The following is an 11,795-nucleotide window of genomic DNA, read 5'->3' on the forward strand; positions in this document are numbered from 1 at the left end:
TGATCGCATGCTGCTCGGCATTCATGTCCTCGCTTGCAACGAAGAGGACGTTCTTGGACGCTGTCTTCAAAGCGTGCAGGGGCTTGCAGACGAAATCATCGTTACGGACACCGGCTCGGTGGATCGTACGGCCGCTATTGCGGAAGCGTATGGGGCACGGGTTATTCAACAGACGTGGGAGGATGATTTTGCTGCGGCTCGGAATGCCGGGCTGGATGCGGCTCGTACGATATGGGTGCTTGTCCTGGACGCCGACGAGTATCTTGGGGCGATTGTGCAGCGGACAGACCTCCGGGAGCTGCTGCGCAGCGCGCATACGGACGCCTTCCGTGTGACGATTGAGAACCGGTACGGCGGCGAGACCGGCGAGACGGTCAGCCATGAAGCCGTGCGGTTGTTCCGAGTGGATCGCGGCATTCGCTATCAAGGCGTTATTCATGAGCAGCTTGTCCATCCCGGCTCCGGTCCCATTGCCGTCGATGGACAACTGTGCAAGCTGACTTTGGAGCACGACGGGTACATGCCCGAAGTTATTGCTCGCAAAGGGAAGGCCGAGCGGAATTTACGCCTTATCGAGAAGGCACTGCTGATGCAGCCGGACGACCCGTTTCATCTCTATAACAAAGGCGTTACGCTTTGCCAATTGCATAAGCCAAAGGAGGCCTGTACGGCGTTCTCTTTGGCTTATTTGTTTGTGCGCGCGGAAGCGCCGTATCGCCCCGTGCTGATCCGGGACTGGGCGAAGGCGCTGCTTGCGCTGGATGACGCCGGCGGAGCCGCCGCGCTGCTGCATCGCGAGGTAGACCGCTACGCGGACTACCCCGACATGCACCTGCTCTACGGCGACAGCCTTATGCGCCAGCGGCGCGTCATGGAAGCGCGCAGCGCCTATGAGGCGGCGCTGGAAGCGGGGGCGGCGGGGTCTGCCGCCGCCCGGTATGTGGTGGAAGCGGGCGCGGGGACGTATCGCGCCCGCTGCGGTTTGGCCGCGGCCGAGGCGGTGCTCGGCCGGGGGGATCGCGCGCAGCGCTTGTACGCGGCGGCGGCTGCGGAAGCGCCGCGGTATGGCCCTGCCCTGGCCGGCTGGGCGGAGCAGCAGCAGGCCGCGGGCGAGCGCGATGAAGCCATCCGCGCAGCGCTGGCTTCGAGCGTTGGGCTTGCAGCGCCGGGGGATTTGGCGCTGCAGGCCCGGGTGCTTGGCGGCATAGGCGCGTATGCCGCCGCACTGCCGCTATGGCGCGCGGCGCAGCCGCTTGCGCCGGCGGACACGCGCGCATACGCGGCGTGCCTGGTCGGCGCCGGGCACGCGGGCGAGGCGCGGGCGGTGCTGCTGGGAGCGCTGGGGGTCGTGGATGGCGCGGGCGAGGAAGGCGAGCCGCAGTATGGGGGCAACTCGGTGACGAGCGGCGAGCCACAGGCCGATCAGGGCCGCGTGTCTCTTGTTGCCGAGGCTGTGGAGCAACAGCAATCGTTGCTGTCATCGAGGGAGCTGTACTACTGGCCGGAGCTTTGCATCGATACGGCACTTTGTTGCTGGAGCGAAGGCGAGGCACTCGATGAAGAATTGCGCAGCTTGCTGCACGGCAGCGCGGATTCCGGTATGCAGCAGTTGGAAGCGGCACTGCTTGCTATGGATGGGTTCCTGGCGGGAACAGTCAGCGGATTGGCAATACGAGCTGACTTTGCGAGTCTGTTGCTGGAACGCGCGCTTCGGCTTGGCATGCTGTCATTGTCGGGCAAGCTCAAAGAATCCGGGACTGAGCTGCGCGAAGGGTATGCGGAGCAGTTATACCTGAATGGCTATACGCATGCGGCAGCAGGTCTGCTGTTATCTGCAATGGAGAGCAGGCAGCTGCGTGCGACGGAGTTATTTTGCCTGGGTGAGATTCTCTATGGGAAGCAGCTTTACGGCGAGGCATTGTCCTTATTCGAGCAGGCGCTGCAGCATGGTGCGCCGCCGGAGCGGGCGCGGTTTGGCGCAGCCGCTTGTTCGTTGTCGCTGGCAAGGGAAGCGCTGCTGCCGTGGGCGGCGGCTGCATCCGCGCAATCGCGGCAGTTTGGCGGCGGTTGGCCGCATACGGATTTGGAGCAGATCGGCACGGCATTGACCCGGGTGCAGGCAGCTGGCTGGCGGACGCGGTTTAGCGCCGCGCAAAGGAGGCGGGCCCATGTCCAAATCGGATAAATCAAAGCCTCTGATTTCGCTGTGCATGATCGTCAAAGACGAAGAGCGCGATTTGCCGCGCTGCCTGCAAAGCGTGCAAGGCATCGCGGATCAAATCATCGTCGTAGATACGGGTTCGACGGATGCTACGATTGCCATCGCGCGGAAGTATGGCGCTCAAGTTGTGCGAAGCGAGTGGACGGGGGATTTTGCAGCTGCGCGCAATAAGGGGTTAGCCCGCGCCAAAGGCGAGTGGGTGCTGTTCCTTGATGCGGATGAGGAGCTGGACGAGGCTACGGGGAAGCAGCTTCGACTGCTGGCTCGGGAGTCGGAAATTACGGCTTATTTTCTGAACATCTGGAATTACATGAGCGATGGCCGGAGTGAGGGAGCGACCATTAACCCCGTGCTTCGCATGTTTCGCAACGACGCTCGCTACCGCTTCGAGGGGCGCATCCATGAGCAAATTGCCGGTCCGATTACGCAGCATACGCCGCTGGCGAGGTTTCATCTCAGCGATGTGATTATTCATCATTATGGGTACAAACGCGAGGCCGTCGCGGCCAAAAACAAGCTGCAGCGCAACCGAACCCTGCTGGAACAAGCGATTAAAGAGGATCCGGATAACCGCTTTAATTGGTATAACCTTGGCGTGGAATACTTTCGCGGCGGTGAAGTGGAGGAAGCGGTCGGCGCTTTTCGCCGGGCGAGAGATGGTATTGAATACGCGTCAGTCAGTTATGCGCATTTGCTCGTGAAGCATGAGGTTCACGGCTTGCAGGCTCTGCGCAGATGGCAGGAAGCGTTGGCGATGCTGGAGGAGAGTCTGGTTTGGTATCCGGACTACCCGGATTTGTGGCATGCCAAAGGAGTCAGTCTTGCCGTGCTGGGCAAATCGCGCAGGGCAGCGGAAGCGTTCGCGGCGGCTATTCAAATTGGGCGTGCCCCGGCGATCTATCATACGGAGGATGGGATGGGTTCCTATCAATCCGCTTATTGGCTTGGCTCCATGCATGAAGCGGAGCTTGACTATGAGACGGCGGCCCATTGGTATGCGGAAGCGGTTCGGTATCGAGGAAGCCTGCTGTTGCCGCTTCAGCGGTTGTGCCATATGATGCGCATTGCGAGCAGACCGGAGCAGCTGGCTGCTTTTGCAAGAGACCGGTTTATTGTGGATTCGCCGCAAGCTGCGGTGAAGCTGGCCGGTGTCATGCTGAATAACGGCTGTTACCGTGCATTGCAGCTATGGCTGGATCAACGGCTTGCGGTGGCGACAGACGAAGAGCGTGCCGCGCTAAAGCCATGGAAGGCATTAGCGGAAGTGTGCGTGCGGATGGAGGAAGGGCTTGGCCCGGAAGGAACGGCGGCTCCGACGGTGTTGGAGCTTGCGGCGGCGGAGCTCATGGCTGCTGCGTCATGGCTGGATGAGGCTGGAGGAGACCGGCCGTATCCGTCGGATGGAGCTGTTCGCTGGCTGCCGCTGTTGCTGCGGAGCAGCGAGGCCATGCGGGAGAATTCGTCCACACAAGCCGAAGGCGCAATAGCGAAGGTGAGGTCAGTGATCGGACAGCACTTAGATGCGAAGCCGCCTGCGGCCTTCGATGACTCGGGTTCCGAGAAGGCGATTCGGGCTTCCGTGCAGGCGCTGTGCGGGCTGGCGGATTATCATTTAAGCCGGCTGCAACGGATGGATGCTTCATCGCTAAAACAAGCGGCAGAGAGCATTCGATTGCTGCTGCCGGCAGGAAGTGATGATTAGCGATGATTGTGCAGCGGGATGGGTTTGATGAGAGGAGCAGGATGGTGCTGCCCGTTTCCTTATGTATGATTGTGCGGAACGAGAGCCGGTTTCTGGCGGACTGCCTGCGCTCCGCGGCGCCGTATGTCGCGGAAATGATCGTTGTGGATACCGGCTCCACGGACGATACGATCGCAATCGGGGAAGCTTGCGGCGCTCGAATGCTGCGGGCGGCGTGGACGGATGATTTTGCCGCTGCTCGAAATATTTCGCTTGCCGCGGCCGGGCAGCCGTGGATTCTGGTGCTCGATGCCGATGAGCGGCTAGCGGCAGCCTCCGTGGAGACGTGGGCAGCGCTGCTTGATGACTCGTCCAAGCAGGGTTACTATGTCAAGCTTCATAGCTGGGTCGAAAGCAGCTCGGGGGCGGGGACGGGCTCCATGAGTGTTGTGACGGATGCGGTATGCAGGCTTTTTCGCAATGATGAACGAGTACGTTTCCGCGGTATTATCCATGAAGAAGCGGCATCGAGCATGATCGAGCTTGGCGGCGAGGAGAGCATTGGGCATGCAGCCGGTATTGAGATCTGGCATGAGGGCTATCGGGATGAGATTATTGCGGAGCGTGGAAAATATGAGCGTAATGGGCGGCTGCTTTCTCTGGCTTTAGCGGGTGAACCGAACGATCCGCTTCTGCGTTATGCTGCGGGAACGGAGTTGTTTACAGCGGGCAGATACAGCGATGCGCTGACATGGCTCGAGCCCCTTCTGGAGGCGGCCATCGTGCAGGATCAAGGCTACGGCTCCGATCTGCTGCTCAAAATCGTTTACGGCTGCAGGGCTGCGGGACGGTTGCATGATGCCGCGCGTTACGCCAAGGTTGGCGCATTGCGTTATCCGGATTTTGCGGATATGCATACTGCGAGAGGTGAGGTGCTGCTTGACCTCGACGACGCGGAAGCGGCACTGGGGTGTGCGGTTGCTGCGGCGTCCATCGGCGAGGTACCGCCTTATTATTCGACTGCCGAGGGGGCGGGCACCTATCGCTCACGCTATTTGGGAGGCGCGGCGCTGGAGCGGCTTTATCGGTTCGACGAGGCGGCGCAGGCGTATGTTTCGGCGCTCGCACATAAGCCGGATTACCGGCCGGCTTGGCAGCGGCTGCTGCTGCTGGGACTGCTGCATGCCCCGATTCGGGGATATTGGCGGCAGGCGGGAGAATGGTTTGGCGTTGCTACCGCATCAGAAGGCGGCGAGGCGTCAGTAGCAGGTGATCGGCATCTACTAAGTGAGATGGAAGCGATATTTAGTGATCTTGGTTTGCGCGAAGAGGAGATGGCGTCTATTTGGCCACTCTTGAGAAGTATGCACTCGGGTTCGGGTTGGGAAAGAGGCACTGCTGCTTCTGCTGTGGCTGCTGCTGTGAGGCCGCTGCTCAGGAGTGTTTGGCTTGTCCAGCAAGGAGAAGCGCTAGGTGCGCTTGAGGCATGGGGCGGATCGGCCATTGCGATGGCGCGGTCGCCGGTGGCTGAGGCGCAGCGTTGCTTGGCGGCTGGTTGGACCGCGGCAGTGGGCGGCGGTGGGCAGGCAGCGGCGGATGATTTTGCTGCCGCTGCCGACGCGGTGGGCGCGCGCCCGTGGCAGCAGCGCGCCGCTGCGGCCGGTCTCGCCGCAGTGTTTGCCGCGCAGGCAAGGAGATATTGCGGCGCGGATCTGCTGCCCGAGCTTCGCAGCGAGGAGCTGCTGGAGCTGCTGCTCGGGACTACTGTGCTTGCGAACTAAGTCGCTGGCTAGTTCGCTCGCCGGCCGTTTGCTAGTCACGCAACAGACGCTGGCTAGTTCGCTCGCCGGCCGTTAGCTAGTCGCACAACAGTCGCTGGCTAATTTGCTCGCTGGCTGTTTGCTAGTCGCACAGCAGACGCTGGCTAGTTCGCTCGCCGGCCGTTTGCAAGTCACTCAACAGACGCTGGCTAGTTCGCTCGCCAGCCGTTAGCTAGTCGCACAACAGTCGCTCGTTAGTCGCATATTAGTCTCCTAACCAACTCCTCTTTAGCCGCCACTCGCCGCCCCCTCCGCAATTTCGTGATGAACATCTCCCTTCTTCGTGACTCTAACGAATCGTAGAGTTCTTATTTTGGGCAAATAGGCGCCTCCAAAATTCTAACGAATCACAGAGGTCTTATTTAGCCGAATTAGGCAGATATGCGCGGGTTTTGGAGCAAATAAGGCCTGTAGGATTCGTTAGAATTTCAAATCGAGCTTTTGGAGCAAATAAGGCTCCTACGATTCGTTAGAATTTTGGGGGCGAAACTTCGGCGGTTGCTTGGGGGCGCGCTTGATAGTCACTCGATAACAGTAGCTCGACGCTCGATATCTCGATAGCCCGAGTCTCAATGACTCGCAAGATATCTCGATAGCTCAATAGCTCGACACTCGACGCTTGATGCTCCATCGCTCGATAGCTCCATTGCATCCGCTCGCTAGCTCCTCGCCCATCTCATGAAACACCGGTTGGCGGGGAGGGAACGGCAATAAGGATCGGAGTGGGAGAATCACCGTGAAATCAGCAAATAAGGCCCTGCGGGGGATGATTTGTACCCCTGGAATCGGACGATTCGTACGGTTTTTGACGGAAGTGTACCTATCTCCGCCGTGAGCCGTTCTTATATAATCGATCGTGTGGAAAGCGCTGTCATACATATTTGAGCCGATCGTTATCCGCTGCTGGAAGCCTGGCGGCGATTTTTTTATCGAGGGATAAAAGCGCTTTCAGATCGGCTGTACGGTTGTCGTCGTTCATGCAGAGTGTCACATGGGAGGAAAGGGGGAATGGGCAGCGTCCGCTCGCCGTACATAACCGCGGATGAATGCCGTCGGTGCAGCAAGAGGCTATTTTCTAATGACAAAGGGGACTGAATGGAATGAAAAGCAAATCGCAGCGCCGAAGAAAAATCTGGCTGAGCCTTCTCTTAGCCATAATCGCCGTCGCGCAGATCGGCTATGTGCCTCCGCACGCCAACGTGGCGGAAGCGGCCGACAACGGGTTAGCGCTGAAGCCGTACATGGGCTGGAGCAGCTACAGCATGCAGGTATATGACGGTCCGTCGGGAAATTGGATTTCCGAGGCGAAAATCAAGCAAATGTCCGATGCGATGCACGAGAAGCTGCAGGCGCACGGTTATAACTATATTAATATTGATGCCGGCTGGAACGGCAGCATGGACGAATACGGACGTCCGGTTCCGAGCACGACGCTCTATCCGGGCGGATTCGAGAATCTCGTCAAGTACGTCCATGCCAACGGACAGAAACTCGGGATTTACATGATTCCGGGCATCTCTCCGGCGGCCATTAATTCGCCGACGCCGATTCCGGTATACGGCACGACGGATTGCTTCGTAAACGATATCGCGGTAACGCCGCACACGACGGCGGATTACTGGAACATTGGCTACAAGATCGATTTCAGCAATCCGTGCGCGCAGAAATACGTCGATTCCGTCGCGGACCAGCTGGTTGCGTGGGGCGTGGACTTCGTTAAGTTCGACAGCGTTACGCCGGGCTCCGGTCATAACGATACGTCGATCGACTCGCGGGACGATGTCAAAGCGTGGTCCGAGGCGCTTAGCAAACGTCATATTTGGTTCGAGCTTTCATGGGCGCTCGATCATAACTACGTGGATTTCTGGAAGAAATACGCAAACGGCTGGCGCGTAGACTGGGATGTGGAATCCTACGACCGCGAAGTCGGCATGACGCAGTGGGCCAACATTGCCCGCTTGTTCCCGGATGCCGCGCTGTGGTGGCGGGATGCAGGTCCTGGCGGCTGGAACGACTTCGACTCCCTTAATATCGGCAACGGGATGACATCGGGGCTGACGAAGGATGAGCGGCAGACGGCGATGACGCTGTGGGCTTCATCGTCGGCACAGCTCTATACCGGCGACGATCTCAGCAATTTGGATGATTATGGGCTAGAACTGCTGACGAACGACGAGGTAATCGCCGTCAATCAGGCGGGACGTCCGGCGCATCCGGTGTCCATGTCTACCAATCAGCAGGTATGGTATGCCAATAACGGCGACGGCACGTACACGGTCGCCTTGTACAATCTTGGCAATAAGGCAGCTGCGGTAAAAGTGAACTGGAAGGACATCGGCCTCACCGGCGCTGCATCCGTCCGTGACCTGTGGGCGCATAAGGAATTGGGCAAATTCGAGACGGGCTTCGGTCCGGTAACGCTCGAACCGCATGCTTCACGATTGCTTAAAGTAACGGCACAAGCCGGAACGTCGCTCGTTAACGATGACGACACGGGCATGCGTTATACGGGCACATGGACCCGCAATGGCGGCAAAGAGCTGGCGGGCGATGCGCAAGATCTGTCCATCGCGGTGACGGATTCGTCCGCCTCTTCGAATTCGATCGTTACGCAAAGTACGGATAACGGCGACAACGCACAGCCATCCGGTGCAGACCTTGGCCTCGCGGCTGTATCGCATACGGTCATAATCAACGACAATGATCCAGCGATTTCCTACTCCCACAAGTGGGGCTACAGCAGCGGCAGAAACGGGCTGTCCGATTACATGAACGACGTCCATTACGGCGAGCCCGATAACGGGACGGAGCCGGAAATCACGTATACCTTCAACGGTACCGGCATCGAGCTGTGGTCCGAGAAGGGCGGCAGCAACGGCAAGCTGGACGTATATGTCGATAACGATGCGGCCGTGACAGTGGATACCCAAGGCACGCCGCAGGCAGGACAATACGCCGTCTTCAGCAAGACCGACTTGGCACCCGGGGCACACACGATTCGCGTCGTGCGCAACAACAGCGGCCAATATTATTTTATCCTCGATGCGCTGAAGGTCACGACGGACTCGCTCCTTGACCAGCCGTCCGCCTCCAGCTTCAGCAAGGACGTTCCTGCCGATATTACGGTCCGTCTGCCTTATGGAGCAAGCTCGCTGACGGGCATCAAGAACGGAGAGGCGCCGCTTGCGGCCAATACCGATTATTCGATTAACGGCAGCGACGTGACGATCAAGCAAAGCTATCTCATGCAGCAGCCTTCCGGCCAATCGGCCGTGCTGAATTTCGGCTTTGCAGGCGGCGATTCGCAGTCGATATCGATCGCGGTTACAGGTACATCGCTTAGCCCATTATCGGCGACCTTCGATTTGAAAACATCGGTCCAAGCCGACGTCGCGACGACGCTGACGCTTGGCGGCGGCAACAGTCTGACCGCGATCAAGAACGGAGCGGCAGCGCTGACGGAAGGGACCGATTACACGATCGCAAGCGGTCTTGTGACCATTAACAAGTCGTATTTGAAGCAGCAGTCGGTCGGCGTGACGAACCTGACCTTCGAATTCAGCGCGAGCAGTCCGCAGACGCTGGCCATCAACGTCATCAATTCATCTTCGCCTGGACGCTATGCGATGATCAACGATGACAACCCGGATATTAAATTTACGGGCTCTTGGAACCGCAGCACCGGTCGCCCTTTTGACGACTACAACAAAGACGTGCACTATCTCGAAACGAACGGCGGCTTCTTCACTTATACGTTCAACGGCACGGGCATTTCGTACATTACCGAAGTGGATAAAGGCCAAGGCGATGTGGATATTTACATCGACGGCGCGTTCGACAAAACGGTCAGCACGTATGAAGCCAATGCGAGCAACAAGCCGCAGCAGGTTGTTTATTCCGTCTCGAATTTGACGCCGGGCATCCATACGCTGAAAGCGGTCAAGAAATCCGGCCAATTCATGCTGCTCGATGCATTGAAGGTGCGTTTAACCGATCTGCTCGATGTTTCCGCGGCCGATTTCGACAAGAACGCCTCCGCGCAAGCCGACGTGAGCGTGAACGTTCTTGGCAGCATCGGCAGCCTCAAAGAAATCTCAAACGGCGCGTACACGCTCATTAACGGCACGGATTATAGCATTACGGGAAATAAAGTCACGATTAAGAAGTCCTACTTGGCTGCTCAGCCGGTCGGTACGACGAAGCTGACGTTCGTATTCAACGGAGACAATGCCAATGATGTTCATGTGACGGCTGACAACGAAGATTACTTCCAATATCAGTTCAAGGGCACAGGGGTGGAGCTGTTGTCCCCAACAGGGCCGGAGCAAGGCAACATGGCGATCTTTATTGACGGCGAACTGGTGCGGGCGGTAAGCGCGAATACGGCAACCCGCAACGCGATGATCAGCTTGTTCAGCATCTCGTCACTACCAGACGGTACACACACGCTTAAAGTCGTCAAGAAATCCGGCGCGCTCATGCTAGTCGATGCACTCAAATTCAACGTATCCGCGAATTCCGGTCCTTCTGGTCCGGTTCCTATCGGGAACGGCGGCGGATACACAGATCCGGGCGCAATCAACGTCGTGCATACGACACTGCCTGACGGTACAGTCAAGGATGAAGTGAAATTATCCGGCGACAACGCGAAAGCGTTAATCGACAAGTCCAAAGCCGCAGGCGACAAATCGGTCATTATCTCGGTTCCAGTATCGAAGGACGAGGTTTCCCTGACGAGCATCGCATTGCCACGAGAAACGCTCGGTCAGCTCGCGGAGAGCGGACTCGACGTGAAGCTGGAGACGAATGGCGTCACGGTTCAAATTCCGAACGCGTCGCTGAAGGACTTCAAAGACGATGCTTACTTTAACCTCGTTCCCGTGAAAGCGGCGGATAAGGGGAAGGAGCTTGAGAAACGCGCAAATAGCGCGAAGATCGTGATCGCGGCAGCCGGCGGCGGTCAAGTGACGCTGCTTGGACATCCGGTTGAAATCGAGACGAATTTGCAAAATCGCGAGGTAACGCTTGTCCTTCCAATCGAGGATGCAACGATCAGCGATGCACAGCTGGAGCGTCTTGGCGTGTATATTGAACACAGCGATGGCACTACGGAGTTCAAGCCGGGTAAGCTGACGACGGTTAACGGCGCCCGCAGCATTCAATTTACGACGAATAAATTCAGTACGTTCGCGCTCATGAAGATCGCAGGCGATTCTCCCGTCTTCGCACACGCACCTTACGTTAAAGGTTACGACGGCGGTTTGTTCAAGCCGAACGGCAGCATCACCCGCGCAGAGATGGCGACAATTCTGTCCCGCGTCGCGACGCAATCCGACGCAGAGAGCAGCCTTGCGTACACGGACGTTAAGTCTGGATATTGGGCAGCCGACGCGATTGCGAAAGTGGCGCGTATGGGGTTGATGCATGGTTATGCGGATGGCAGCTTTAAGCCGGAGCAGCCGGTAACCCGTGCCGAGATGGCTGCGATCACGGCGAGCTTCGCTCCGAAGGACCAGGCTGCGGGAGCTGGTTATTCCGATACGGTCGGCCACTGGGCTGAAGCGGCCATCAAGACCGCTCAAAGCGCAGGCTATCTAAAAGGCTATGCTGACGGTACGTTCCATCCGGGCACTACGCTCACGCGCGCCGAAGCGGTAACGGTCATGAACCGCGTACTTGGCAGAGGCCCGCTTCACGGAATCGCGCATTCCCCATGGAAGGACGTTCCGGATAATCATTGGGCAGCCGGCGATATCGAGGAAGCCTCGATCAGCCATCAATATCAGCCAAGAACAGGCGGCGGCGAGCAGGCTGCGGAATAATTGACTGCTTGGCATAAGCATGAAAGGAAGGAAGCAGCCCGGATCTTCGATCCGGGCTGCTTCTTTATTGTCTATATCGAGGGACTTGAAACGCCGTATTGTTCCTCCAAATCTCAGCGAGCTTTGCCTGCTCCACATCGTGCTTCGGCGCTTGGAGGGTCACCGTGATGACACTTAGGTGGCCGGAAATCTCGATGGAGTCGTAATTGTGTTACGGCTTGCCATTTCGGACGCACAGCCGCTCAACTCTA

At 58.2% G+C, this 11,795-nt stretch carries 4 protein-coding genes; all 4 read left to right on the forward strand.

Annotated elements, in window-relative coordinates:
• Nucleotides 1-7: 7 nt before the first annotated feature.
• The 4 genes from BM412_RS27410 (at nt 8) to BM412_RS27430 (ending at nt 11,544) form a co-directional block, all read left to right on the forward strand.
• The gene (locus BM412_RS27410) at nt 8-2,185 is read left to right on the forward strand and encodes a glycosyltransferase family 2 protein (protein ID WP_091224876.1); all 2,178 of its coding nucleotides are present in this window, start codon (nt 8-10) and stop codon (nt 2,183-2,185) included.
• The gene (locus BM412_RS27415) at nt 2,169-3,923 is read left to right on the forward strand and encodes a glycosyltransferase (protein WP_091224877.1); all 1,755 of its coding nucleotides are present in this window, start codon (nt 2,169-2,171) and stop codon (nt 3,921-3,923) included. Before BM412_RS27410 ends, BM412_RS27415 begins: the two co-directional genes overlap by 17 nt.
• 2 nt (nt 3,924-3,925) lie before the next feature.
• On the forward strand, nt 3,926-5,683 hold the full coding sequence (locus BM412_RS27420) for a glycosyltransferase family 2 protein (protein ID WP_091224878.1): 1,758 nt from the start codon (nt 3,926-3,928) through the stop codon (nt 5,681-5,683).
• A 1,139-nt stretch (nt 5,684-6,822) separates the two neighbouring features.
• Entirely contained in the window at nt 6,823-11,544 is a 4,722-nt protein-coding gene (locus BM412_RS27430; protein WP_091224880.1) for a X2-like carbohydrate binding domain-containing protein, read from the forward strand.
• The last annotated feature ends 251 nt before the right edge of the window (nt 11,545-11,795 follow it).

Source organism: Paenibacillus sp. BC26, assembly GCF_900116125.1.
Classification (GTDB): domain Bacteria; phylum Bacillota; class Bacilli; order Paenibacillales; family Paenibacillaceae; genus Paenibacillus_Z; species Paenibacillus_Z lignilyticus.

What these genes read in the sequence shown, in the direction of transcription:
- BM412_RS27410 (WP_091224876.1), top strand. Translation starts at nt 8, where the DNA reads ATGCTGCTCGGCATTCATGTCCTCGCTTGCAACGAAGAGGACGTTCTT.
- BM412_RS27415 (WP_091224877.1), top strand. Translation starts at nt 2,169, where the DNA reads ATGTCCAAATCGGATAAATCAAAGCCTCTGATTTCGCTGTGCATGATC.
- BM412_RS27420 (WP_091224878.1), top strand. Translation starts at nt 3,926, where the DNA reads ATGATTGTGCAGCGGGATGGGTTTGATGAGAGGAGCAGGATGGTGCTG.
- BM412_RS27430 (WP_091224880.1), top strand. Translation starts at nt 6,823, where the DNA reads ATGAAAAGCAAATCGCAGCGCCGAAGAAAAATCTGGCTGAGCCTTCTC.